Genomic DNA, 24,942 nt, shown 5'->3' with positions numbered 1-24,942 from the left:
CGTTTCGAAAGCGGCTCCGTCGACGCGGTCGCGCCGACGGATGCCAGTCGAAACGTGCCGTAGCGGCATGGTCAAGCGCGGTCACGCCAGAAGCCGCCAAAGTGGCGTGGAACATTCGCTTCGGAGAGTCGCGGGTGCCGGGACGACTCCCTCTGCCGGCTTTCTACCGGGTCGCGTTGGACGGACCGAAGAACTCGACCTCGGCGATGGCCACCTGCTTCTCGGCGTCGGCTCCGTAAGCCGAACGGATCGTGAAGCGGACCGCGGTGACCTCCTGGGCGCGGAAGGGGCGGCGCTGGAAGCCGGCGCCCTGATCGAGATTGAGTTCCCTGGTGGTGGTCTTGCCGTCCACCGTGGTGATGCGGGCCTCGACGCGGTGCGGGAGCGCGGACTCGGTGAGGGTGTCACCGCGGGAGGACTGGCCGGGAGTGATTCCGACGTCCAACAGGCGTACCGGGTCCTTGAAGCGGGCCTCCAGCCATTCGCCCTCGGCGGACTGGCTGACCCCGGGCCCCCACCAGGAGTTGCTGACCACGTCGAACGCCTCGTCCGGGCCGTGATCGGGGTACGAGCGTGACGCCTTGAAGGAGTCCGGCGCGACCGGGGCGCGCTTGGCGAAGTGGTCGCGTACCGCGTCGACGGCCCGCGGGGTCTGGAAGAGGGCCCAGGCCACCAGACTCAGTACCACCGCGAGACCCACCCAGCGCAGGATGCGACCGACCTGGCGCCGCAGGCGCGGGCGGTCGCCGGCCCAGGGCGCCTCCCTGTCGCGGTAGTCGGACATCCGTCGCCACCAGGGGCGGCGGGCCGGATTCTCCGTGCGCTCGGCCATCGGCATGGCACACCGGGCGCAGAAGTGGCGGTCGGGGCGGTTGGCGGTGTGGCACCAGGGGCACGCGACGCCGCCCCGCACCTCCGGTTCGTCCGGGGCACGGACCTCCGGGCGGGCGGGGGCGGGGCGGCCGGGCAGTACCGGGGATACGTACGGAGGGCTCTCCGGCTCGCCCTGGGCGTCGGCCACGGGCACCAGGAGGGCTCTCGCCCGGTCCCGGTCCTGATCCCGTTCCCGTTCCCTGTCCTGATCCCGGCCCGGGGTCCACTCCCGGTCCCGGTCCTGATCCCGGCCACGGTCCCGGTCCCGGTCCTGATCCCGGCCCCGGCCCCTGTCCTGATCCCGGCCCGGGTCCCACTCCTGATCCCGGCCCGGAGCCCACTCCTGGTCCCGTTCCCGATCCCGCTCCCGCTCCTGGTCTGTGGCGGCGGAGCCGGTCCCGGTGGCCTCCGCGGCGGCTTCGTGCGTCCCGGCCGCCGTCCGGGGCACGGGTTGGGTCGATACGTCGTCGGGGTCGGCATCGGTCCACCTGGGTCCGCCCGGAGGGGAGTCCGGCCGCTCCGGTCCGGGCATGGCGTCCCGACGGACCGTCGTCGGGCTCTGCGAGCCGTGGCGCCCCGTCCCTGGGACGGCACCGGTACCGGGCACGGCCTCGCGGTCGGGGTGCTGGGCCGGGACCCGGGTGGGCGTCCAGGGCAGCAGCGCGGAGCAACCGTCGCAGAAGGACTGCTCCCTCTCGTGCCGCGTACCGCACTCGGCGCAGATCACGGCCGGCTTCCCGGTGTCACCGTCGCCGGATGCCTGACTGGGGGTCATGTCTGCTGGGTCCTTTCCGCGGCGGTCACCTGGACCGTGTAGGGGACGTGGGCGGGGCGTGCGGCCGCCACGATGTCGTTCAGCCGGTGCTCGTCGGCAGGGGTGGGCGACGGGAGGCGCAGCGTGACGTGCAGCCCGGGGCGGGGTTCGCCGGGGAACGTGCCGCGCGGGCGGGCGCTCCAGGTCGCGCCGCCGCTCTCGGTGATCTCCGGATCGACGCCGAAGGCGAGCCGTACGGTCTCGGCCAGGCCGCCGCGGGTGCCGCGGACCCGGTGCAGGTACGCGGCGGCGCCGACCGCGTCGCGCAGCCGGGCCAGGCCCTCCGGGTGATCGTCCTCGATGCCGTCGGTCTCGGCGCCGATCCATCCGCCGAGCCAGCGGGTGAAGTCGGCGGGCGCGAGGGCGGGGGTGAAGTAGCTGTCCTGGCAGTCCAGGACGTTGTGGAGAGGAGCCAGGACCTCGTCGAGCCCGGCGACGAAGCGTTGCGCCAGGTCGTCGTCGGCGAAGACGCTGGGCAGCATCGCCGCGAGCGGGGCGGACGAGGCGAGGCCGTCGACGGAGCCCCTCATGAGGCGCCCCCGATCACCCGGACGCGGTGGTCGTAGGAGAAGACGAGGGACGGCGGATCGAGGTCGATCCGGTCGGTCCGGTCGCCGCGTTTGCCGGTCAGCGGATCGGCCGCGTGCAGCCGTACCTCGTCCACCAGCTCCACTCCGGGGACGCGCTGGAGCACCGCGAAGATCTCGCCCGCCTGGACGGGGCGGCCGAAGGGCCAGCCGGTGCCGCCGGCGCCGCCGGTGAGCGGGTCGATGTGGCGGTGGAGGGCATCATGGGCGTCGCGCCGGACGCGGTCGGCGTCGACGCCGCGGAAGGCGTGGACGGTGGCGACGACGGTGATGCCCTGGTAGTACGGCGGGCCGACGGCCAGCCGGGTGCCGATCAGCCGCCGTTCGTCGAGGTGGCGGGTGATCCGCCGGAGCAGCGTGTCGGCGGGGACGAGCTGTTCGAAGCGGAGCCGTCCGCCGGGGTCGGGGACGGCGCGGGGGACGACGAGGACGCGTACGGCGTAGGAGCCGTGCTCCTCGGGTTCGCCCTCCAGGCAGGTGATACGGGCGGTCTCGGGGGCGGCGCGGCGGGCGAGTTCCTCGTAGTCGCGCAGGGTGACGGCCCGGTCCTGGGCGCGCAGCGTGATGGGGGCGCGGGTCTTGGCCTCCTCGACGCTCTCGCCGTCGACCCCGCCCTGGGCGGCCTCGCGGTTGACGACCTCGGCGACGTACGGGACTGAGTCACGCAGGGTGCGGATGGTGCCGCGGGCGACGTTGCCGGTGCGGCCGCCGCCGGTGCGGTAGCGGCGGGCCCGGATCACGGCGCCCTTGGGCGGTACGGCCCCGTACTGGCGCAGGGTGCCGTCGGGTTCGCGTACGGCGGGGCCGAAGGCGATCTCGCCGGTCGCGGCGTCGAGCGTGAGGTGGCGGTCGTGCGGGCCGGAGGCGGCGAAGTGCGGGACGACCTCCCAGTCCTTCCAGCCCTCCTGCCCGGCGTAGTCGGCCACTTGGAGGTCGAGCGGGGGTACGTCGCCGACGACGGGTGCGTGGGCGAGCCGCAGCCGCTGGCCGGGCAGCCCGGTGGACTCGCCCAGGGCCTCGTCGCGCACCGTCTCGGCGTGGACGGCGGGGACGGTGCCGCCCACGGTGAACGTCTCGGCCGACCGTACGGTGGGCGAGGTGGTGTAGAAGGGCTGGCCGGCCCCGGGCTCGGTGACCCGGCAGCGCAGCCAGCCCGCTTCCTGCCGCCCGGTGCGGGAGAGGATGTGCCCGCCGGGAATGTGCAGGACGACGTCGCCGGGGCGGTTGAGGCCGCCGGTGGTGTCCTGGTCGACCTCGCAGACCACCCAGCCGTCGGCGGTCCACGCCTCCCAGACCAGCGGCGGCTGCCGGGGGTCCACACCGACGCCGTCGACCCGGCTGTCGAGCCGCAGCGCGACCGCGCAGTGCGGGACGGCGGCGCTGAGCCCGAGCATCATGCTGTCGCCGGGGGACGGGGATTCGGCGAAGCACAGCAGGTCGGTGCCCTCGGCGAGGTCCGTGGTGCGGTCGGTGACCGGCTGCCCGCCGTGCTGGACGGCGACATGGCGCAACTCGCAGGGGACGACGGTCAGTTCGCGCTCGGTGGCGAAGACGACGGCTTCGTCGCCGTCGGCGCGCCGGGTGGCGGTCTCGGTGCCCAGGGGCACGCTGACGGGGTCCTCCTGCGGGGCGGACAGCCAGAAGGTGAGCTCGGTGCGCGCGGCGGACGGCGGGAAGAGGGTGATGCCGACGAGGTCGAGGAAGGCCAGGTGGTTCTTCTCGGGGATCCGGTTGAGCCGGTAGACGATCTGGTCGGCCATGTGGGCGACCGTTTCCACGAGAGTGACACCGGGGTCGGACACGTTGTGGTCGGTCCACTCGGGGGCGCGCCGCTGGATGTAGCGCTTGGCGTCGTCGACGAACTGCTGGAAGCGCCGGTCGTCGAGGTTCGGGGAGGGCAGTGCCATCAGCGGTCGCTTTCGGTGGCCGGTCCGCCGCCGGTGCCGTCGGGGTCTGCGGCGGACGGGGGAGGACCGGAGGAGGGGTCGGAGGACGGATCGGAATCGTCGTGGGAGGGGATGACGTAGAACGGGAAGACGAGATTGCGCGGGTTGTTGGTGCCGCGGATGACGTAGCGGACGTCGATGTAGAGCACCCCCGGGTCGTCGCCCGCGGTCACCTCCACCTCGCGCACCTCGATACGGGGCTCCCAGCGGTCCAGGGTGGTGTACACCTCGTGCTGAATGCGGCCCGCCGTGGCCTCGTTGACCGGTGCGAAGACCAGGTCGTGGACGGCGCAGCCGAACTCGGGCCGCATCGGCCGCTCGCCCGGCGCGGTCGCGAGCACCAGCCGGATGGCCTCCTCGATCTCCCGCTCCCCGCTGACCAGGGCGATGCCCCCGGTCGGACTGACGCGCAGGGGGAAGGACCAGCCGGATCCGACGAACTGCCCGGCCATCAGAGCGGCACCGGCTTGGTGTTGACGGTGACCAGGCCGGTCAGCGCGACCGAGGTGCCGCCGATGGTGACGGCGCCGGGGGTCACGACATGGAGGACCCCGGGCTGGATGTTCATCGCCCCGCCCGTCACGTTCAGCGTCCCGGCCTGGATCGATCCGGTGGCGCCCTTGACGTTGAAGGTGCTGCCCGCGGTGGCGGACAGGGCGCCGCCCGCCGTGAGGGTCATCGCTCCCCCGGCCTGGAGGTTCATGGTGCCTTTCGCGCGCATGCTCAGGTTGGCGCCGGCCTCGACGGACACCGACCGGGTTCCCTTGATGACGACGCTTCCCGCGCTGTCCACGGTGATCTCGGTCCTGGTGCGGTCCAGGTTGATGGTGAGCCGGTCGTTGCCGGTGCTCAGCCGCACCCCGCGCTTGCCGATCTTCTGACTGAGCAGGTCCAGGCGGTTGTTCTCCCGGTCGGCGAGGGTGTGCCGGGTCGCCTTGCCCTTGAGGGGGTCGTGCAGCGGTACGTCGCCGGGCTTCGGCTTGTCCCTGCCGTTGTAGAGGCCGCCGATGACGTACGGATGGTCCAGGGCGCCGCGGTCGAACGCCACCAGCACCTCGTCGTTGACGTCCAGCGGAAGGATGCTGCCGCCGCCCACCCCGGCGAACTGCACGGTGCGGCTCCAGTCGCTCACGTAAGTGGCGTCCAGCCAGGGGAACTTCAGCTTCACCCGGCCCTGCCGCAGCGGGTCCTTCACATCGGTGACGATCGCGTTGGCCACGGACGGCAGCCGGGACCGGTCCGCCGCACCGCCGCCGGAGGCGAGGCCGTACAGAGACCGCCACTGGCGCCCGCTGACGGTCACCCAGGTCTGGTAGTGGCTGCCCGGCTCGAAGACATGGCGGACACCTGTCATCGTGTACTTGCCGTCGAAGGGCTTGCCGACGTCGGTGAGTGTCACCGGGATGTCGGCGCGCAGCTTGGGGTTGCCGCGCACGGTCATCTCCAGCTCGGCGAAGGCCGACGTCACGTCGTCGGCCAGTGACTGCGCCGCCCGTCCGACCTCCCGCTGCTGGTCGTAGGGGCTCGACGTGTCGACCAGCTTGGCCGGCTTGAACTTCCCCTTGCCTGCGCCGGGTTCGGTGCCGAGGTCGAGGGCGGTGTTGTTGGTGGCCGGCGCCTGGGCGGTGATGGCTTTCTTGCTCCGCACGTTCCAGCCGCGCGCCTGCACCTGGGGCACCTGGTCGGCGGAGGTGACGGAGATCCGGCAGCGCAGGATGTCCTCGCCGCCCTTGAGCACGAACGGGTTCGTGTCGCTGTCCACGCTCTTGGGGGGCGCCCCGGCGGCGCGCTTGCGGCTGACGAACTGGAACTTCCCGTCGGAGTCCAGGAACATCACCTTCTTGCTGTCGTCCGCCAGGCGGGCCAGGAAGTCCCAGTCGCTGATGTTGTCCTGGGTGATGAAGTCGTACGGGGCCCCGGTTGATTCGATCTTTCCCACGGTGATCCCGCTCGCCTTGATCAGCCGCTTGGCGATGTCGCCGGCGGACATGCTCGTGTATCCGGCCACGCGGCGCTGGCGCAGCATGCGGTGGCCGAGGTCGTAGCCGCGTACGACGGTGAACGTGCCGGTGCCGTCGTAGTCCTTCTCCAACCCGGTGACCTCGCCGGTGAACAGCGGATCCTGCGCCCCCTTGCCGTTCGCCACGGGCGCCAGCACGGCCTTGGAGCCGATGTCGATCTTCATCTCCTCCAGCAGTCTGCGGTCCTCGTCACGGAAGGTGAGCTGGAAAGCGCCGGGCACCCCGGCCCCGAAGTCCACCCAGGCATCGGACAGTTGGTTCTCGATCGGGCGGGGCAGCGGCCTGTCGTTCAGCCGGATGTGGATGACACTGGAGTAGGAGATCTTCGTCATCAGGCGGTCACCTCCTCGACCGCGGGCAGCACGAGTTCGGTGCCGGGTGCGAGCCGCGAAGGGTCGTCGATGCCGTTGGTCTCGGCGATCACCCGCCAGACGGCGGCGTCCCCGTACTCCCGCCAGGCCAGCGACTGCAGCGAGTCGCCCGCCACCACCCGGTGGACGCGCCGTGCGGTGAGCGCGCCCGACGTGGGGTTCTGTCCCTTGGTCGTGCCCGGTATCTCATGCAGCCGGACCTGGCAGGCGGCCCGGATCGGCACTCCGGTGGTGCCGAAGAGGGTGTACGTGGCGTCCACGGACTCGACGTAGGCCGTGAAGCGGGCGGTGGAGAACGCCCCCCACTGGAACACCACCCACGGCGTCGACGGCTGCTTGGCGGCGAGGCTGGCCGCCGTCACCTCGCAGCAGGAGAAGAGCGCCTCGACCTTCTTCAGCACGCTGTTGCCGTTCGGCTCGTCGGACGAGTCCAGGAACACGTCGATGCCGAGCTGCCGGGGCTCGGGGCCCATGAACTCCGGCATGGAGCCGTCACGGACCGCCGGGCTCGGCGTGAACTTCCAGTCCGTACGGCGGCTCATGGTGAGCTGCGACGGGTTGAAGTCGAAGGTGAAGTTCTTGATCAGCGCACCCGGGCTGGTGCTCTTCCCGACGGGCGGCTGGTGGATCGCGAGCGAGGCGCGCACCAGGCTCTTGCCGGCGCCGCCTCCCTTGCCGCTCTTACCTCCCTTGCCGCCGCCCCCGGATCCGCCCCTGCTTCCGTAGCCGGCCATCTACGCCGCCCCCGCATCCGTGAAGCCGTGGTGGGTGATCTCCAGCACCTCGGTGGCCACCGCCGGGTTCTCCGGGTTGAGCGAGGGCCCCTGCCAGCTCACCGGCAGCACGTCGATCAGACCCCACTGGGCGACCAGGGAACCGTCCGCGCGCAGCGCGGCGATCTGGCCGGTGGGGCGGGTGACGCCGGTGGTGACGGACGAGATCCAGGCCGCGACCTTCGCCGTGTCCGGGGTGAGGGGGCGGGTGAGCCGGATGCTGGAGAACGTGACGCGGGACGGCAGTTGCCAGACGAAGCCGTTGTTGCCGCCTTCCTGGTGGTTCTCGATCTCCACCGCGGAGGACAGGCCCTCGCAGCCGTTGAAGTACCCCAGGCTCTCGCCGTCGATGGTCAGGGTGAAGAAGATCGTGGATCCCGGGTCGAGATCACTGGGCATCGGGGTCGGCCTTCTTTCTTGCTACGTCCGAGCGCGGTGCTGGGGTTCGCCCGGACGTCGGGCGTCAGTCAGGCGGTCGGGTCAGTGGGCGGGGCACGCGGTCAGGTGGTCAGCGGGGTGAGTCACGGAGCTTGCCGACTCGCTCGCGGTCCAGGCGGAATTCGGCTCTCAGCAGTCGGGTCAGCGGGCCGATCAGACGATGGACCAGCTCGTCGAGCTGGGGGCCCGTGAGTTTCCGGGCATCGAAGGCGGCGGTGCCGCCGCGCTGGGCCGTGGTGGAGGACTTGCGGGTGTCGGTACGTACGCCTGCGTCCGTTTGCGTGCCGGTGCTCGCGTACGTGGGCGTGGGCTCGGTGGTGTTCGTGCTGGTCGTCGTGCTCCTCGTCTGCGGGGGTCGGGAGGTGGAGCGGCGCTGGACGGCCGGGGCGGGCGGGGCCGTTGCCGCCGGGGGTGGCGGCGGTGCCGGGGCCGCGCCCGGGAACGGCAGCAGACCTGGCGGTGGGGTCGTACGGGCCGGTGTGGCGCTGTTCCGCTGCACGGGCAGCGCCACGGGCGGTACGGGTTCCGCCCGCCGCAGCGGTACGGGTACAGGTACGGCGGGCGAGGCACGCCGGGGTGTGGCCGGCCGCGGCTTCGCGGGTGACTGGGCCACGTGGTGGGGAGGGGGCGCCGTTCGCCGTACCGGCACGGCGGCGCCCGGACCACCGTCCACGGACCGCCGCACCGGCGCATGGCCGGGCTGCGGGAGTGGCGGTGCGAGTGGCTGTGGCACGGCGGGCGTACGGGCTTTGGCCGTGCGCCGCGCCACAGGGTCCGCGGGCGGTGCGGACGACGGGGCCCGGGTCGCGGGCCCCGGCATCGTCGCCCCGCCGGACGCCGAAGCGTCGGGCCCCTCCGACCGCGTCTTCGGCTGCCCCTGCGGTGGTACCGGCGGGGTGGACGGTCGCACGGCGGCGCGCTGTACGGGCGTACGGGCCTGCGCCGATCGCGCGGGGGTGGGCTGCGAGGGCGCCCGCGTCGCGTCGGGGTAATCGGTTCCGGCCGGTCGCACAGTCGGTCGTACGGCCGGTCGCACGGTCGATCGCACGGACCCCGAGGGGGCCACTCCGCGCCGCACCGGAGCGGCATCGACCGCCGAGGACCTGGGCTGTGGCGCCGTCGCGGGTGCCGGGACGGCAGTGGTCGGACCGGCGTCCCGAGGCCGCCGCACCCGTACAGGCTGCGCGGGCGCGGGCGACCGCGTCGCATCGGCGGGAGGACCGGCGCTCGGCCGTCCGGTCTCCGGTGTGGCTGCCTTGCGCCGCACCGGAGCGGCATCGGCCGCGGCGGGCCCGGGGACTGGCGCCGCCTCAGGCCCTCCGTCCATACGTCCCGTGGCGGTGGGCTGACCGGGTCGGCCGGGCGCGGGCCGCGAGGGTGACGGCACCGGCGAAGGGCGCGCCTCGCGCTGTACGGGAGTGCGGGACTCTGTCGGCCGCTCCAGTGATAGCGGTGCGTCAACTCCTGCCCCTTCGCCGCCGGTTCGTCGCACCGGAGCGGGCTGTACGGGCGGCTGCGCCGCCTCAGGAGGACCGGCTCCGGTCGACCGCGCCGTTCCCGACGTGGCCGCCCTGCGCTGCACCGGAACGCTCACGCCACCGCCCGCGCCTGACCGCGGCGCGGCAGTGGGCCGCGCCGCGGGAGGGACGGTCCGAGCAGCGGACACCGGCTGACGCGGTGTCCGTGGTGGCGTCGCCGACGCGGACGGCGCGGGCGTGCGCCGCACCGTCGGGGCGGTCCGATGATCGCGACCGGTGGTCGTGGTGTTCGGGAGGGGGACTGCCGACGAGCGCCCGTTCACCGGCCCGGCCGCTGAACCCCCCGGCCGTGGCGCGGCCCCCGTGCCAACGCGACGCAACGGCGCCGCCGTTGGCGCACCGGTGCGCTGTACGGAGGCGGGCCCGGTCGGGGCCGCCGTCGGAAGCGCGGAGGTCAGAGGGCGCGCCGATGCCAGGGGAAGCGAGGCGGAGAGCCCGGGACGGCCGGCCTCGTTGCCGGTCTCTCTGCGGGGCTCGGCTGATACGGCGTCGGCATCCACGGCGGAGGCGGCAGCGGGGGCCGGGAACCTCATCGCGGGCCGTACGACCGGCGCGGCGGTCGCGGGAGGCGTGGTCCCCTCGGAGCGCGGGGGTGGTGTGGACACGTCCCGGGGTGCTTCGTGTCGTACCGGCTCGGACGACGGTGTCGGCGCCTGCGGACTCTCCATCGGAGCCGGGGCCGACGGCAGGGGCACGCCCAGTCCCGTACGGAGGCGGGGCCCGCCCGTACGGAGGCGGGGCCCGGAGGCGGTGGCGGGCGGCGCACCCGTAGCGGACGGAACGCGCCGTTGAACGGGTGCCGGGGACGTCCCGGTCAGGGGCGCGCCCAGACCCGTACGTCGCTGGACCGGGGCCGCCCCGGCGGACGGACCGGTTGCGTCCTGCCTCGTCGAGTCACGTCCCTCTCCCCTGGCCGACTCGCGCCGCTGAACAGGCGGTGGCGGGGCGGCGGGTGACGGAGGCATTCCCGTTGCCGCCACGTCCGGGCGGCTCCCCGTAGGCCGCTCGGACGAGGGCACCCCGGCCTCCGGTGCCGGCGACGGACCAGGAGCAGACGGACCAGGAGCAGACGGACCAGGGGCAGGCGGGGCAGGGGCAGGCGGGGCAGATACGGGCGGAACAGAAGCGGACTGCCGACGCGTCGGCGTGGCCGTCGGCAGCGCCCGCCGCTGTACGGCGGGGGCCGCCGGGGCCGTGGTCAGACCTGCGGGGCGGGCGGTGCGTACGGCACCCGGCCGCACCGGCCGCACCCGGGGCCCCAGCGACCGGGCGACCACCGGCGCCGCGGTCGCCGGACCTGCGGGCATCGCGTCGTCGGCCACCGCACCCGCGGGCTCTGCCGGTTCCTCCGGCCGGGCCACCGGCAGGGCCGGCGAGGGCACCCCGAGGTCCGGGGACGGCCTGCCCGACGTGACGAGGACGTCCCGGACCAGGCCGCCCGGCGCGCCGTCGAGTACGGCGTGCGACAGCGTCCCGGCGAAGGAGGGGTTCTGCCAGGTGGTGAGCGCGCCGCCGAAGCCGGGGTCGGCGACCCCGCGCGGCGGCCGGGCGGCGGCGGTCGGCCGGATCGGGGGCAGGCTTGACCAACCGGCCGCCCCGCGGCCCGTCACGGTCTGAACCGTACGAGCCGCCCCGTCCGGCGTCTCCCCTCCGGACGCCGGACGGACAGCGGCATCCCCCGCCCCGGTCTGCGCCGTCCCGGTCTGCGCGGGCGTTTCGCCGTCGGCCGCTCGGGTCCGGCCGCGCAGCCTGTCGAGGAGTCCCATCTACCCCTCCGTGGCGCGTGTGACGAGGGAGGCGATCTCCTGGGCATAGCGCCGCCGGTCGCGGTGTTCGAGGTCCAGGATGTCCTCCAGACTCCAGTGGAAGTGGTAGGCGATGTACGCGATCTCCTCGTGGATACGGTCGGCCGCGTACGTCACGATTCCCCCAGGCGGCTCCCCGCGAGCTCCACCTCGAAGGGCTGCTCGCAATGCGGGCAGGTCACCCCGGCCCTGGTGTGGCCCTCGGCGTTGACCTGGCGGTAGAAGTCCTGGAGGAAGGCGAGGTCGGAGGCGAACATGTTCTCCACCACCCCGTCGTGCACCATCGGCAGCGTGCCGAGCCGGCTGATGACCCGGCCCAGCAGCACCACCGACAGATACGCCGGGTTCTCCTGCACCCGGACGTCCCGCAGCGGGACCAGTTCGTCCCTGGCGGTCGCCAGCCGCATGGATCCGGTGCGGTGTACGGTGCCGGACTCGTCGACGTATCCGCGCGGCAGCTCGAACTCGAACTCGGTGCGGAGACGCTGTTGTCCGGCGACCCGCGCGGCGGACTCGGCCTGCGGAGCGGGCTCGGGAGCGGGCGTCCCGGCAGGGTCTGCGGCCGGTTCCGTACCCGTGGCCGTATCGGTTGCCGACGCCCGGACGGCGCTGCGGCGCATTACTCGATGACCAGTTCTTCGTAGGTGATGCTCACGGTCTCGGTCAGCGCGGAGGCCTGGCCGGCCTCGACCGAGCTGGCGTCGATCTTGTAGCACCAGGCGTTCCGCATGTTGTACCGCTTGACCGGGTTGTTCTCGGTGTCCATCACGAGGATCGTGGCGTTCTTGCGGGCCATCGCCATGTTGCCCGCGATGGACTGCTGGATCCACTCGGTGAACGCCGAGGACTGCGTCATGCCGCGCACGACCGTGCACTCGCCGGCCTTCTGCACCCCCGGCATCTTGCTGGTCTTGGGCTGGCCGGTGGCGGAGACCTGCTGGAATTCGATGACGTCCTGCTGGAAGCTCAGGCCGTCGACCTTCTGTAGGTACTCGACCATGACGCCGTCGATCTGCAGGCCGAAATTATGTGAAGTGAGGGTATCGCCAGGCGCGATCATGAGCCGCTCTCTGTCCTTCTACTCGATGCCGACGGGGATCGGGACCCCGACCCCGGGAGGGATGCGCGGTGGAACTCCCACGCCCACCGCTCTACTCCTCCAACTCCCCGCTTCCGCTGGAGAACTGGGCCAGCCGGAAGATCACGAACTCGGCGGGCTTGACGGGCGCGATGCCGATCTCGCAGATGACCCGGCCCAGGTCCACCGACTCCGGCGGGTTGCTCTCCTCGTCGCACTTGACGTAGAAGGCCTGCTCCGGGCTGGACCCGAACAGGGCGCCCCCGCGCCACTCGTTGACCAGGAAGGCGGAGACATTGCGCCGGATACGGGCCCACAGGTGATGGTCGTTGGGCTCGAAGACCACCCACTGGGTGCCGATCAGGATCGACTCCTCCAGGTAGTTGAAGTACCGGCGGATGTTGACATACCGCCAGGCCGGGTCGGAGGAGAGGGTGCGCGCGCCCCAGACGCGGATACCGCGGCCGGGGAAGGCGCGGATGCAGTTGACACCGATCGGATTGAGCAGGTCCTGCTCCCCGCGGGTGACCTGGGTCTCCAGGTCGATCGCGCCGCGCACCACCTCGTTGGCCGGGGCCTTGTGCACGCCGCGCTCGAAGTCGTTGCGTGCCCAGATGCCGGAGATGTGACCGCTCGGCGGGACCAGGCCCGCCTGGCCGGTGGCCGGGTCGAAGACCTTGATCCAGGGGTAGTAGAGGGCCGCGTACTTGGAGTCGTACCCCGCGGTCTCCTGCCGCCAGACCCGGATGTCACGGGCGTTCAGACCGGGCGGCGGGTCGATCACGGCGACCCGGTCACCCATCAGCTCGCAGTGCGCGATCAGCCCGAGCTGGACGACCTTGACCGCCTCCAGGTCGATCGCGCCGCGCTGGTAGGCCGCCATCAGGTCGGGAACGGCGACCATCGAGATCTCGTCGACCGCCTCCAGGCCGCCGAAGCCGGTGCGATCGGCGGAGTCGCCGAGGTACTGCGCGGGGCCGGGGTGGTCGACGGTCGCCTCGACGGGGTCGCCGGCCGGAGCGGGCGCGGCGGGACGGGCCAGGGCCACCGACTGGTTCTCGGGCCGGGCGAGTTGCCCGGCGGGAGCCGACTCCTGGACGGTGATGAGCTTGGAGCGCTCCTTGACCTGCGTGACCACGTAGGAGCGGTTGCCCCTCTTGGCGCTCACGTCGAAGGACTCGGCGACCTTGCCGTCGTCCATGACGATCAGCTTGAACCGCTCGGCCGGACCCTCCCCTTCCGGGTCCGCCACCTCGACGCTGAGCGCGCCGCCGGGAGTGAGGGCCTGGACGGTGAACGTGCCCAACTCGGCGGGGGCGCCCGGAGGAAGCCCGGCGGGGGTGCCGGCGGACCCGGTCACCGCGGCCGGGGCGCCGGCGGCCCCGGTCTCCCCCTGGTCCGCGCCGCCGACCCGCACGACGTAGGCGGCGGAGCCGCCGTTGTTGAAGAAGCCGTAGACGGAGTGCGCCAGGTAGTACCCGTCCGTGAACTCCCCGAACGACGCGACGTACTGGGACCAGTTGGTCACCAGCGTCGGCGTGTTCAGCGGTCCGGCGGGCGCGAGTCCGACGAAGGCGGCCACCGAGGTCCCCACCCCCTCGATCGGGCGGGAGCCGCTGGCGACCTCCTCGACGTAGACGCCTGGCGACAGATACGACGGCATGCGCAAGTGCTCCTCGGGGAAAGTGGCTGGACGGTGGAACAGCGTCCACACTGGTTCGCCGCGGATCGAGGCGGAAGGTCCCTCAGGACCTGTTCGAGGGCACCGCCGTTACCCCAACGGGCAGCCGCGCCCCCAACGGGCAGGCGCGGCGGGCTGTCACCCCTGCCACGACGACCACCTACGACGCGTTCACGCCCATACCGGCGTCGGCGGGTTTCCCGTCGCTCCGGTCCACCACGGCGAGGACCTTGACGGGAGCGGAGTGCTCCGCCGCCCAGCCGTTCTCGGGGGCGGAGCACTTCTTGAGGTACCTGGTGTTGATCTCCACCACGATGATGCCCTTGGGGCCCTGCCTGCTGTACTGCCGCGCTATGTAGGGGTCTGTGGTGAACTCCGGGAGAAGGCGGCCGCTGTGGGCTTGTTTGGCCGTGGCCTCGTCGCTCGGGGGCTGGGTACCGCCGTCGGGCGCGGCCCCGCCGGCGGAGCTGTTCTGCACCATCCGCCGGATCTTCTGCATGATCTCCCCGCGGTAAAGGATCACCGTCGTGTCGGCACCGCTGTCGACGGCCTGCTTGACCGCGCTCTCGGACGTCGGAGAGGGAAGGTGCTTCTCCTGGGCGGTGAGATCGTCCTCCGAGCTGTAATCGGAGTCGTCCTCCGTGAGGGTCGTGGCGGTCGTACTCAGGTCGGTCACCCGCTGCACGGCCGGCTCCGCCGCGGATCCGGCCGACCGCTCCACCGCCGTGGCGGAGTCCGTCACCGGACCCGCCGCCACCGGCTTGCTCATGACCTCGCGCGCCTTGGCCTCGGCGCTCTTCTCGCCATCGTCGCCGGGGCTCGACATCCGCGTCCCGTCGCTCTGCAACGTCCCGGGAACGGGTCCGTTCTCCTGGTCGATGGTGTGCGCTATCTCGTGGGCGACGACATGGGGGTCCCGCATGCTCCGCTGGGTGAAGACCATGTGGTTACGGGAGGTGTACGCCTCCGCGTTGATCTCGGCCGCCGAGCGCTGGGCGGCCGTGTCGGTGTGGGTGCGCAGATGGGACAGGTTCCTGTTGAACCGGGCCTCCATCTCCGTGCGCATCGGGCCGTCGAAAGGCTCCCCGGGGGTGGCCAGCACGTCGGGGACGGTCGAGCGCTGTACGGGCGGCGTGTGCCCACAGGCCCCGTCGTGCTCGTGCCGGTCCTGTTCCTGTTCCTGTGCCAGTCTCTGGACGACCGCGTCGTTGCCCGCCAGGCGCTGGAGGGTGGCGATCCGGCCCGGGGTCATCGGACCGCGGAACGCGGCGTGCGCGGCCGCTCCCGCGGTGGCACGGGCCGTCGCGGGGCGGGCCAGGGGCCTGTACCGGTCGGGGGACCGTTCGTTGTCCGGCGTTCGTTGCGCGTGCATCGGCCGTCGCCTCTCCTCGGTCGGATACGTACGCTCCCGCTGATCGGATGCGTACGCTCCTTCTCCTACGCCCCGTGTACACGCCGTCGCCAGGGGCCCAGGGGCAGCCTCCTCGGGCCGTGGGGGCATCCGCCCGGCCCCGAGGCCCGCGGGGCGCCCACCGGGGCAGCGCGCCGAGACCTTCAGGCAACGGACCGTGCCCCCACGCCTGTTACCGGCCCCGGGCGCCCGCCATAGCGTCGTACGGTGAGCCTTTGGACCTCCCTGGAACCCGCCTCGACCACCGTGGACCCCGGTGGCTCGACCACCGTGCGGCTGCGATTGCGCAACACCGGCGACGTCGTCGACGAGTACCGCTTCGTACCCGTCGGCGAACCGACCCCGTGGACGACCGTGGAGCCGCAGACGCTCCGGCTTTATCCGGGCACGACCGGGACGGTGGAACTGACCTTCGCGCCGCCCCGGACCCCGGACGCGACGGCCGGGCCGAATCCGTACGGCGTGCAGATCGTCCCGACCGAGCATCCCGGGGCCACCACCGTCCCCGAGGGCAACGTCACCGTCACGCCGTTCAGCGAGGTACGCGCCGAACTCGTGCCGCAGACGGTGAAGGGCAGGTTCCGGGGGCGGCCGAAACTCGCGATCGACAACGTCGGCAACGTGAAGCTCACCGCGTCCATCAGCGGCAGCGACAACGGCGACCAGATCTCGTACGACATCCACCCGGCCAACGTCCAGATCGAGCCCGGCCGGGCCGCGTTCGTCAAGAGCACCCTCAAACCACGGGAGATCATCTGGGCGGGCTCCAAGGAGTCGCGGCCCTTCACACTCTCCGTGCAGCGCTCCGGCGCCGAACCGCTGCCGGTACCGGGCACCTACGAACAGCCGGGGCTGCTGCCGCGCTGGCTGGGGATGGTCCTGAGCCTCGTGCTCGTGCTGGGCATCGCCCTCGTCACGATCTGGTTCGCGTACAAGCCGCAGGTGAACACCCAGGCCAAGGACCGGGCCGAGCAGGCCGGCACCTCACTGCCGCCCCCGCAACCGCCGGCCCCCAGCCCCCCGCCGTCCGCGGCCCCGGAGCCCGAGCCCACCCAGCCGGAGCCCGACGGTGACGAGCAGGGCGGCGGCGGTGAGGGCGGCGGCGGTGAGGGCGCCGACAAGCCGAAGCCGGAGGACAAGTTCGCCCGTGTCCTGCTCCGGAACGGGACGACGCAGAAGTGCGCCGCCCCGATCGTCGAGAACGGCAAGGCGGGTGGGGGCACCGCCCAGTTCTCCTGCGACGGGTCCAAGGACCGCCAGTTGTGGAATCTCGAAACGGTGTTCAAGGGAAAGGGGCCGGGCGACTCCGACCTCGTCCAGATCCGCAACACCAAGGACGGCTACTGCATGGACATGTCGGAGAAGGGCGCGACGACGGGCCCGAAGGGCGTGCTGGAGACGCCCTGCACCCGCGAAATGAACGACGACCAGCTCTGGTGGCTGGAGGAGTTGCCGGACACGAACGGTCTCCACTGGATCCACAACTACTCCAGGGACCAGCTCTGCCTGGACGTCGCCGGCTTCGTCTCCAAGGAAAAGAACAGGCCGGACGGCACGCGCCTCACTCTCCACGACTGCTCCAAGGACGACGATCAGATCTGGTTCATCGTCAAGCCCGACGTCATGCCCGAGAACCAGCGGAACTGAGCGCACGCGTGAGGTGCGGGCCGCCGCTCAGCAGGAGTTCACCAGGACACCTCGTCCAGCACCAGGCGGCCCGCCTTTCGGTACTCCCGCCGGGCACCGGCCAGCAGATCGGCGCCGGTGACCGGTTCGCCGCGGTCGGCCGCCGCGTAGGCGGCGGTCACCACCGCGCTACGGATGGAGCCGCCCGCCAGCTCGAACTCGCGGGCGCACGGGCCCAGGTCGATACCTTCCTCGCACGGCACATGGACCAGGCTGTGCCGCCACAGCGCGAGCCGCTGCCCGGCGTCGGGGAACGGGAAGTCCACCACCAGGTCCAGCCGGCGGGTGAAGGCATCGTCGATGTTGGCCCGCAGGTTGGTGGTGAGCAGGGCGATGCCGTCGAACGCCTCCAGCCGCTGGAGCAGATACGCGCTCTCCATGTTGGCGTAGCGGTCGTGCGAGCCCTTGACCTCGGAGCGCTTGCCGAAGACCGCGTCGGCCTCGTCGAAGAGCAGTACGGCGTCGGTACGGTCGGCCTCGGTGAAGACGCGCTCCAGGTTCTTCTCGGTCTCCCCGACGTACTTGTCGACGACCGAGGAGAGCTGCACCACGTACAGGTCCAGCCCCAGATCGGCGGCGACCACCTCGGCGGAGAGGGTCTTGCCGGTGCCGGACTCCCCGGCGAACAGCGCCAGGACCCCGTGCCCCCGCCCGCCGCCCGCGCTCAGCCGCCACTCGCCGAGCACCCGGTCGCGGTGTCGGGCGCGCAGGGCCAGCTCGCGGAGGTGGCCGAGCGGCTCGTCGGGCAGCACCAGGTCGTCCCAGCCGACGTCCGGCCGGATCCGGCGGGCGTGTTGCTCCAGCCCGGAAGCGGACAACTGGCGTGCCGCGCGCCGCAGATGGCTCGCGGCGAGAGGGATGCCCTCGAAGGCCGCCAGCTTCAGCGCGGACCGCGCGGCCCGGCGGATCCGCTCACCGCCGAGATGGTACGGGGCGACGGTCGCCGCCAGGTCGAACCCGGGGTCGTCCGCCGGGCCGATACCGAGCGCGGCCGACCACACCTCGACCCCGCCCAGGGGCAGCCGGTCCACCTCCAGTACCAGCGGATCGCCGTCGGACCACTGCGGGTCGTAGGGCCGTGTCCCGGTGAACAGCACCGGTACGTCGCGTACGGACAGCGCCCGGATCAGCGGTCCCGGCCGTTCGGGCAGCTCGGAGACGACGATCCCGCAGCCGCGCAGCCGCGCCTCGCGCAGCAGTTCACGCACCGGGCCGTGCGGGGCGGGACGAGGAAGTCCGGTGGCGTGGTCGTCGAGCCCGGCGCCCGCCTCGCCGCCCGCCTCGTGTCCGTCTCCGTACCCCGCGGATACGGGGGCGTAGTGCAGCGCACCGTATCCGGCGGCCCGCAGCGCGGTGGCCGCGCACAGGAGACCGTCGCCCTCCCGGTTCTCGCGCAGGTAGACCGTGAGGGGCGCCGCGGCGAGGTCCTGTCCGGTCGGTCGTGTCGGATCGGCCCGGGACGTCCGGTGCGGTATCAGGTGCTCGGCGAGCCGGTGGGCCAGGGGGCCGCCTTCGCCCGCGGTCGTCCCGTCGGACAGGGCCGGAAGCGGACGAAGGTGTCCGTCGAGCGCGGCGTCCAGTGTCTCGTCACCCAGCAGATGCGCGACCAGCCGGTCCGGAACGCGCAACGAGCGGCTGAGGAAGGGCCGTTCAGGTTCCTCGACGATCAGCAGGCCCAGCGACGGCAGGGGCGCCGAGAGGTGGAACCGGTCACGGGCCGCGGCATGCGCAGCGGGCAGCCCGCAGACGTCGAGCACCAGCCCGACCGTGGCCCGGCGGCGGCTGACGTCGTCGTTGAGGTAGCCGTACAGCGGCTCGAATCCGCGGTCGAGGTCGGGTGCGAGCGCGATGAGCAGGGCCGCGGTGTCCAGCTCGGTCAGGCCCAGGCGGAGGGCGAGCCGGTGCAGGCGGTCGCCTGCCCGCGGCCTGTCGTCCCCTGGCGACTCACCGGTGGGACCCGGCCTCGCCTGCTCCTGCGGGGGCGGCAAGTCGCCCGGCCGTCCCCGCAGATGGTGGCGTACGGCCTCGTCGGACAGGTAGAGGCCACGCAGCGGGTCGGCCGCGGTGGGGTCCCCGGCGCCGCGCTGTTCGACGAGGGCGGTTATCCGTATCCGCAGCGCGGTGAGCCGGGCGACCACCGCGCGCGCCGGATCGTCGGCACGGAGAGTGGAGGAGGAGACATCGGGCGAGGGAGCCGGGCTGTCGGTCACCGGGTGCGTGCTCCCGTGTCCGTCCGGGCGAGGTGGCGCGGCTGGTGCATCCGGTCGTCGTCCTCCAGAGGGCCGTCCAGTTCGCGGGCGCGCACCAACGCGCCCTCGGTGACCGGCGGTCCGGCGTCGTAGTCGGGGTAGGGCGGGAAGGGCACGGTGATCACGAGGTCGAGCGACGGTTTGAGCGTGCCGCCGAGCGAGGACCAGATCTCGGCCAGGGAACGGGACTCGGACTGCGCCCCGGAGACCGTGAGCGGCAGGCTGAGGCCAAGTGCCGCGAGCGGTTCCGGAAGGCTGCCGGGCGGCAGCACCTCCTGGGGCATCAGGGTGGCCAACGCGGCCGACAGCAGCCGGTGTTCGTCCTCGGGCCGCTTGGTCCAGGCGGTGAGCAGGTACGACAGCCGGAACCAGCGCGGGGCGCGCCGCCGGCTGACGGTGACTCCCCGCTCGTCGCGGACAGGGGCCACGCCGCGTTGCCGCCGGTTGACGTCCTCCCGGATGTCGTACAGGTAGCAGTCCAGGACCGGGGCGTTGCGCCGGGCGGCCCAATCGCTGGTCGGGGCGTCGAAGGCGATCTCGATGTCGCTTCCGGTCAGCGCGCCGCCCTGGAGCAGTTTCCGCAGCAGTCCGTCGACTTCGTGAATCAAGAGATGTACCCCTCGCGCAGCGCGTAGGCCACGGCATGGGCGCGATTGCGCAGGTCCAGCCGGGTGGTGAGTCCTTGCATGATGTTCTTGACGGTCCGTTCCGAATAGGACAGCTTCCCGGCGATCCCCGCGGTGTCCGATCCCTCCGCGACCAGTCGCAGGACGTCGATCTCGCGCGGGGTGAGATAGTTGGTCCGGGCGCCGGGGCTGCCCACCGCTCCCGTCCGTAACGCTCCGACCTGGCTGATCAGCCGGCCGAGCAGATCGGTAGGCAGGTCACCGTTGCCGTGGAAGGCCGCGGTCACCGCCTGGAGCAGCCGGCGGCCGGTGGCCTCGTGGCGCCAGACGATGGCGCCGACGCCGCATTCGATGACGTCCAGCAACTCTGCCTCGCGGATCACGTTGACCACCAGGACGAGGCGCATGCCCTCGCTGCGGACGAGTCTGCGCAACTGGGTCAGCAACGCCTGGTTGAGCGATTCGGCGAGGAGTACGGCCACGCCGTCGTCGTGCGGGGTGACCTCGTCGACGAGGTCCACCTCCGGGTGCCGCCGGAGCTGGCTGATGGTTCCTTCCCGGGAGATCGGATCCGGTGCGTGGACCACCACGGGAATTCTCTTGTCGAGTGTCATCGCGGCCGGTTGAGGACTGGGACTACTACGCATCTGCCCCGCCGGGCGTGAGTTCGATCCGGTTGCCGTGGTGCGTCATCGGACTTCTCCTTGGCCGGGTTGGAAGTGTCGTGCACACACCGGACATCGCCGTCGGCGACGGCCGGGCATGGCATGGCGGCCGCTGCCACTGCCGCTGGGAGGACCGGGGCACACATGGGCACAACTCTCGTCCTGGGTACCGCGACTGTGAGGGCGGGACCGTGTGCCAGCTGACACCATGCCGTTGCGGCACAGTCAACACATGGCCGCGTCGATGCGATCGTGTTGGTGCGACGCGCGGCGGTGAACGCGGTCGTCACGGCGCTGCGCGACCATCCCGAGATCCCGGCCCTGTCAGCGCCGGGCCCCTTCCGAAGGCCGGTGCCCCCGTGATCCGATGGGCGTCCGACCGTCGGAAAACGCGAAAGGTGTGTGGTGCGCGTGCGGGCCGTGGTGTTCGAGGAGTTCGGGCGTCTCCCCGAGGTACGGGACGTACCCGACCCGGAGCCCGCCCCGGCAGGTGTGGTCGTACGGGTCGGGGCGACCGGCCTGTGCCGCAGCGACTGGCACGGCTGGATGGGCCACGACGCAGGGATCGCCCTGCCCCATGTGCCCGGCCATGAACTCGCCGGGGAGGTGGCCGCGGTGGGCCCGGACGTCGCGAACTGGCGTGTGGGCGACCGGGTCACGGTCCCCTTCGTCTGCGCCTGCGGTACGTGCGCGGCATGCGCGGCCGGTGACCAGCAGGTCTGCGAACGCCAGGAGCAGCCGGGGTTCACCTTCTGGGGGTCGTTCGCGGAGTACGTCGCCGTGCCCCGCGCGGACGCCAACCTCGTCGCCGTCCCCGGCACCATGTCGTTCACGACGGCGGCGGCGCTCGGCTGCCGCTTCGCCACCGCCTACCGCGCCGTCGTCACCCAGGGCCGTACCCGCCCCGGCGAGTGGGTCGCGGTCCACGGCTGCGGCGGGGTCGGCCTCTCCGCCGTGATGATCGCGGTGGCCGCCGGAGCGCGCGTGGTCGCGGTCGATGTCGCCCCGGGCGCGCTGGAGTCGGCCAAGAGGTTCGGCGCGGCGGTGTGCGTGAACGCCGGAGCGGTGCCCGACACGGCCGCCGCCGTACGAGCGGCGACGGACGGCGGCGCACATGTCTCCCTCGACACGCTCGGCTCGGCGGAGACCTGCGCGGCGTCCGTGACGAGCCTGCGGACCCGGGGCCGGCACGTACAGGTCGGCCTGCTCCCGGCGGACCGTACGCCCCTGCCGATGGCCCGCGTCGTCGCCCAGGAACTCGAAGTCCTCGGCAGCCACGGCATGGCCGCCCATGCCTACCCGGACATGATGCGCCAGATCGACGCGGGCCTGCTCCGCCCCGACCTGCTGGTGTCCACGTCCATCTCCCTGGACGCGGCCCCGGCCGCCCTGGCGGCGCTGAGCGACGGCACCACGACCGCGGGCATCACGGTCATCACCCCGCAGGCCGGGGCGCGTTGATCGACTCACCGCGGTGCCGGCGGTGCCTCTACCCCTGCCCCGCGTCACCCGGCGGCTGCGCGGAGGGCTTGGGCCAGGTCAGGAGAATCTGACCGTCGGTCATCGCGGACGTGTGCTCCGCCGGGCCCTGCTCCAGACCGAAGCCCATCAGCAGAACCTCGGCGTAGCGTCGCCAGGCCTCGGGCGCGATGTCCTCGGTACGGTCCGCGACCGCGCCGATCATGTACAGGAAGGCGTACACGTCGGAGCCTGCGAAGTCCGCACGGACGGTGCCCGCGGCCACCGCGCCCGCCACCAGGCCGTCCACGTGACGGCCGAGGTCGTCACGCATCCGGGCGATGGGCCTCGCGTCGACGCTCGCGTGGGCGAGGATGACTTCGAGTGCCCGGTCCCGGGCCCGCCACCGGGCCGCCGCGAGCAGGTAGTGGCGCAGTGCCTGTCCCGGGCTCGCCTGCTGCTCGGCCTCTGCCGCGAGCTGGAGGAACGTGGTGAACCGTTCGGTGAACAAGGCGTCGATCAGCGCCTGTAGGTCGGGGAAGCGCCGGTAGACCGTGGCGACGCCGACGCCTGCCTCGCGTGCGATCTCGTTGAGGGTGACGGCGGCTCCGCGCCGCGCGAACATGCGGTCGGCCGTATCCATGATCAGCCGTCGGTTTCGTTCGGCGTCCGCGCGCAGCGGGCGTTGCGTATCCCGGGTCACGCCGGGACATTCTCCCTCATGGACGCGCGGCGCGAGTACCTGACCAGGAGCAGGACTCCCGTCACCACGCTCCACAGCAGCCAGGAGTAGACACTGCCACGCTCGAACGCCCCGGCCGTGCCGGCCGAGACGCCCACGAGCGCCACGCTCACCAGGCCCAGGACGCCCACCGTGACACTGAAGACGCGGTATGCCGAGGGAAGACCGAGTCCGCGCAGTGCCCCCGCCAGGATCGCCAGCGTATTCGCGCACAGGATGCCGACTCCGGCTCCGGCGAAGTGGACGGCAAGCCCGTAGCTCGGGCCGTCCGGGGAGCCGTGGAACAGGCCGACCAGCACCATCCCTGTGCCGTGCGCGACCGCGAGGGCGATGAACACACGACGCGCACGGCCTTCGACCAGCCGGGCCGACAGCAGCAGCACACCGATCGCGAACAGGATCCCTTCGAGCATGAACGACGTACTCATCAACACATGGTCCGGGGAACAGAGTTCGCGGCCCTGCATCTGGACGCCGCAGCTGGGGACACCGAGGTCGCTGATGAAGTTCCGGGCGTAGCTGTACGGCGGATCGGTCCAGGCCGCGGCGGTGATCGCTTCGGCGACCACCCATTGCACCGCGTTCACCACGAGGACCACCGCTCCCAGCGGAAGCCATATTTTGCGGGACATAGGAACCCTCTCGACGTCATGGGGGGGGAGGCGGACGGTTCCAGCGTAACAGTAAACGGATAGATCTATCCGATTAGCTCTCACGCCCGGCCTCGGCAGAGAGCCGCGTTACCGCCGGGAAGAAACCAGAAGGGGCCTCCGACACAGGTCGGAGGCCCCTTCGAAGGAAAGCCGCAGGTGGCGGCAGACGAGTCGGGCTGTACGCCGGGTTCTGTCGCCCGGTCGCCTCGCGGCGGCCGGGGAGACGGCCATCCATCTAGGACCGGCGTTGCCGCCGGTCTCGTGCGGTCTACCCGCGGACTCGGGCGGGCAGCCCTCGGTCGTCCGCGCAGGGCCATCAGCCGATGGCCCCTCTTGACCTTGCTCCGGGTGGGGTTTACCTAGCCGTCCAGGTCACCCTGGACGCTGGTGGTCTCTTACACCACCGTTTCACCCTTACCGGGGACCGAAATCCCCGGCGGTCTGTTTTCTGTGGCACTGTCCCGCGGGTCACCCCGGGTGGGCGTTACCCACCACCCTGCCGTGTGGAGCCCGGACGTTCCTCGGCAAGATCGATGATCTTGACGCGGCCGTCCGCCCGGCTCGTCTGCCGTGCCGGTCATGTTACCCGCCGGGGAAGGACCGGATGGCATCGGCGGCCGGACCCGGCCGCCCGGCCCGGCCGCCCGGCCCGGCCGCCCGGCCCGGCCGCCCGGCGCCGACGCGGACCGGTGGCTCTTGACCCTGCCGCAACGTCAACGTCTCTACTGGTGCCATGCGTATCGGAGAGATAGCCGCACTCGTCGGGGTCACCTCGCGTACGGTGCGCCACTACCACCACCTGGGCCTGTTGCCCGAGCCCGCACGGCGGACCAACGGTTACCGCGACTACGCGGTACGGGACGCCGTCCTGCTCGCCCGGATCAGGCGGCTGACCGAACTCGGCCTCGGACTGGACGAGGTGCAGGACGTGCTCGCCGATGACGCCGGGAGCGAGCTCACCGAGGTGCTCGGCGAGCTGGACGCCGACCTGGCACGGCAGGAGGCCGAGATCCGGGCCCGGCGCCGCAGGCTCGCGGAGCTGATGGAGAACCCGCCGTCCGCCGAGGGTCCCGTATCGCCCGCGCTGGCACGGCTGTTGAGCGGCCTGCCCACCACCGGCTCCCCCTCGGCCGCCAAGGACCGTGAGCTGCTGACGCTGCTCGACACGGCGTCCGGCGACGGCGACTTCCGTGGGCGTTTCTACGAAGCGCTGCGTCCGCTGGCCCAGGATCCGGGGATGCTCGACCTCTACCGGCGGCTGGACGAACTCGCCGACGCCACCGCCGGTGATCCCCGTGTCGTCCCCCTCGCCGAGGACCTGATGGCCGCCCTGCCGGACGCGGTCCTGGCCTCGATACCGACGGACGGGCAACCGGCCGACGCGGGATTCGGGGAGGCCGTCCTCGCCGAATCCCCCCCGGCGCAGGCCGAAGTCGTACGGCACGTCATGCGCGCACTGCTGGAGAGGGGGCCGGGATGACCCGGACGACAGAGGCGGCCCGTGCGGTCGTCGCCGCCGAACTCTGC

22 protein-coding genes and 1 other RNA gene are annotated in these 24,942 nt (G+C 72.2%); 5 read left to right on the top strand and 18 right to left on the bottom strand.

What is annotated here, in order from left to right; genetic code table 11:
- Positions 1-163: 163 nt before the first annotated feature.
- The 7 genes from ACIOJD_RS09910 to ACIOJD_RS09880 are packed head-to-tail and all read right to left on the bottom strand — an operon-like array spanning position 164 to position 7,784.
- Positions 164-1,648, bottom strand: a complete 1,485-nt coding sequence (locus tag ACIOJD_RS09910; protein WP_401910450.1) for an NADase-type glycan-binding domain-containing protein — start codon at positions 1,646-1,648, stop codon at positions 164-166.
- Complete coding sequence (locus ACIOJD_RS09905) at positions 1,645-2,217, bottom strand: phage tail protein (RefSeq protein WP_401910447.1); 573 nt, start codon at positions 2,215-2,217, stop codon at positions 1,645-1,647. Before ACIOJD_RS09905 ends, ACIOJD_RS09910 begins: the two co-directional genes overlap by 4 nt.
- On the bottom strand, positions 2,214-4,181 hold the full coding sequence (locus tag ACIOJD_RS09900; protein WP_401910444.1) for a putative baseplate assembly protein: 1,968 nt from the start codon (positions 4,179-4,181) through the stop codon (positions 2,214-2,216). The genes ACIOJD_RS09905 and ACIOJD_RS09900 overlap by 4 nt, the downstream gene beginning before the upstream one ends.
- Positions 4,181-4,672 carry a GPW/gp25 family protein gene (locus ACIOJD_RS09895; protein WP_401910441.1) on the bottom strand — a complete coding sequence of 164 codons (492 nt, stop codon included), beginning with the start codon at positions 4,670-4,672 and terminating at the stop codon, positions 4,181-4,183. The genes ACIOJD_RS09900 and ACIOJD_RS09895 overlap by 1 nt, the downstream gene beginning before the upstream one ends.
- Complete coding sequence (locus ACIOJD_RS09890; RefSeq protein ID WP_401910438.1) at positions 4,672-6,573, bottom strand: VgrG-related protein; 1,902 nt, start codon at positions 6,571-6,573, stop codon at positions 4,672-4,674. Before ACIOJD_RS09890 ends, ACIOJD_RS09895 begins: the two co-directional genes overlap by 1 nt.
- Complete coding sequence (locus tag ACIOJD_RS09885; RefSeq protein ID WP_401910435.1) at positions 6,573-7,346, bottom strand: LysM peptidoglycan-binding domain-containing protein; 774 nt, start codon at positions 7,344-7,346, stop codon at positions 6,573-6,575. The genes ACIOJD_RS09890 and ACIOJD_RS09885 overlap by 1 nt, the downstream gene beginning before the upstream one ends.
- Positions 7,347-7,784: a phage tail protein gene (locus ACIOJD_RS09880; protein WP_401910433.1), complete on the bottom strand. Its 438-nt coding sequence runs from the start codon at positions 7,782-7,784 to the stop codon at positions 7,347-7,349.
- Positions 7,785-8,011: 227 nt separating this feature from the next.
- Between ACIOJD_RS09880 and ACIOJD_RS09875 the strand changes: the two genes are divergently transcribed.
- The gene (locus ACIOJD_RS09875; protein ID WP_401910432.1) at positions 8,012-8,815 is read left to right on the top strand and encodes a hypothetical protein; all 804 of its coding nucleotides are present in this window, start codon (positions 8,012-8,014) and stop codon (positions 8,813-8,815) included.
- A 1,764-nt stretch (positions 8,816-10,579) separates the two neighbouring features.
- Positions 10,580-10,978, top strand: coding sequence for a hypothetical protein (locus tag ACIOJD_RS09870; protein ID WP_401910430.1), 399 nt, complete (start codon positions 10,580-10,582; stop codon positions 10,976-10,978).
- 149 nt (positions 10,979-11,127) lie between these two features.
- On the opposite strand, the gene ACIOJD_RS09865 is transcribed toward ACIOJD_RS09870, so the two are convergent.
- The 5 genes from ACIOJD_RS09865 to ACIOJD_RS09845 all read right to left on the bottom strand — a co-directional run bounded on the left by ACIOJD_RS09865 (position 11,128) and on the right by ACIOJD_RS09845 (position 15,297).
- The gene (locus ACIOJD_RS09865; protein ID WP_401910427.1) at positions 11,128-11,283 is read right to left on the bottom strand and encodes a DUF6760 family protein; all 156 of its coding nucleotides are present in this window, start codon (positions 11,281-11,283) and stop codon (positions 11,128-11,130) included.
- Entirely contained in the window at positions 11,280-11,786 is a 507-nt protein-coding gene (locus ACIOJD_RS09860) for a hypothetical protein (RefSeq protein ID WP_401910425.1), read from the bottom strand. The genes ACIOJD_RS09865 and ACIOJD_RS09860 overlap by 4 nt, the downstream gene beginning before the upstream one ends.
- Positions 11,786-12,226 carry a phage tail protein gene (locus ACIOJD_RS09855; protein WP_401910422.1) on the bottom strand — a complete coding sequence of 147 codons (441 nt, stop codon included), beginning with the start codon at positions 12,224-12,226 and terminating at the stop codon, positions 11,786-11,788. Before ACIOJD_RS09855 ends, ACIOJD_RS09860 begins: the two co-directional genes overlap by 1 nt.
- A 91-nt stretch (positions 12,227-12,317) precedes the next feature.
- Positions 12,318-13,907, bottom strand: a complete 1,590-nt coding sequence (locus ACIOJD_RS09850; RefSeq protein ID WP_401910419.1) for a phage tail sheath family protein — start codon at positions 13,905-13,907, stop codon at positions 12,318-12,320.
- A 178-nt stretch (positions 13,908-14,085) separates the two neighbouring features.
- Positions 14,086-15,297, bottom strand: a complete 1,212-nt coding sequence (locus tag ACIOJD_RS09845) for a DUF4765 family protein (protein WP_401910416.1) — start codon at positions 15,295-15,297, stop codon at positions 14,086-14,088.
- A 246-nt stretch (positions 15,298-15,543) separates the two neighbouring features.
- Here ACIOJD_RS09845 and ACIOJD_RS09840 point away from each other — a divergent pair, with 246 nt between their 5' ends.
- Positions 15,544-16,983 (top strand): RICIN domain-containing protein, encoded by a 1,440-nt coding sequence (locus tag ACIOJD_RS09840; RefSeq protein WP_401910413.1) that lies wholly within the window; start codon positions 15,544-15,546, stop codon positions 16,981-16,983.
- A gap of 38 nt (positions 16,984-17,021) precedes the next feature.
- Here ACIOJD_RS09840 and ACIOJD_RS09835 read toward each other — a convergent pair whose 3' ends face one another.
- The 3 genes from ACIOJD_RS09835 to ACIOJD_RS09825 are packed head-to-tail and all read right to left on the bottom strand — an operon-like array spanning position 17,022 to position 20,544.
- Positions 17,022-19,232, bottom strand: coding sequence for an ATP-binding protein (locus ACIOJD_RS09835; protein ID WP_401910410.1), 2,211 nt, complete (start codon positions 19,230-19,232; stop codon positions 17,022-17,024).
- Complete coding sequence (locus ACIOJD_RS09830) at positions 19,229-19,879, bottom strand: DUF4255 domain-containing protein (protein ID WP_401910409.1); 651 nt, start codon at positions 19,877-19,879, stop codon at positions 19,229-19,231. The genes ACIOJD_RS09835 and ACIOJD_RS09830 overlap by 4 nt, the downstream gene beginning before the upstream one ends.
- Positions 19,876-20,544, bottom strand: a complete 669-nt coding sequence (locus ACIOJD_RS09825) for a response regulator transcription factor (protein ID WP_401910406.1) — start codon at positions 20,542-20,544, stop codon at positions 19,876-19,878. The genes ACIOJD_RS09830 and ACIOJD_RS09825 overlap by 4 nt, the downstream gene beginning before the upstream one ends.
- Positions 20,545-20,973: 429 nt before the next feature.
- On the opposite strand from ACIOJD_RS09825, the gene ACIOJD_RS09820 reads away from it, so the two are divergent.
- Positions 20,974-22,023, top strand: coding sequence for a zinc-binding dehydrogenase (locus ACIOJD_RS09820; RefSeq protein ID WP_401910404.1), 1,050 nt, complete (start codon positions 20,974-20,976; stop codon positions 22,021-22,023).
- A gap of 28 nt (positions 22,024-22,051) precedes the next feature.
- Here ACIOJD_RS09820 and ACIOJD_RS09815 read toward each other — a convergent pair whose 3' ends face one another.
- From ACIOJD_RS09815 to rnpB, 3 genes are all read right to left on the bottom strand, one after another.
- A complete protein-coding gene (locus ACIOJD_RS09815) occupies positions 22,052-22,723 on the bottom strand; it encodes a TetR/AcrR family transcriptional regulator (RefSeq protein WP_401910402.1) in 672 nt (223 codons plus the stop codon).
- Complete coding sequence (locus ACIOJD_RS09810; RefSeq protein ID WP_401910399.1) at positions 22,720-23,394, bottom strand: DUF998 domain-containing protein; 675 nt, start codon at positions 23,392-23,394, stop codon at positions 22,720-22,722. Before ACIOJD_RS09810 ends, ACIOJD_RS09815 begins: the two co-directional genes overlap by 4 nt.
- 184 nt (positions 23,395-23,578) lie before the next feature.
- Positions 23,579-23,979: RNase P RNA component class A (rnpB, locus tag ACIOJD_RS09805), an RNA gene on the bottom strand.
- Between the two features lie 169 nt (positions 23,980-24,148).
- Here rnpB and ACIOJD_RS09800 point away from each other — a divergent pair.
- On the top strand, positions 24,149-24,895 hold the full coding sequence (locus ACIOJD_RS09800) for a MerR family transcriptional regulator (RefSeq protein WP_401910398.1): 747 nt from the start codon (positions 24,149-24,151) through the stop codon (positions 24,893-24,895).
- Positions 24,896-24,942: the final 47 nt, after the last annotated feature.

Source organism: Streptomyces sp. NPDC088116 (genome assembly GCF_044741745.1).
Lineage (GTDB): Bacteria > Actinomycetota > Actinomycetes > Streptomycetales > Streptomycetaceae > Streptomyces.
Note: the sequence above shows the minus strand (reverse complement) of the source record. Positions and strands in the feature narration are given on the sequence as shown.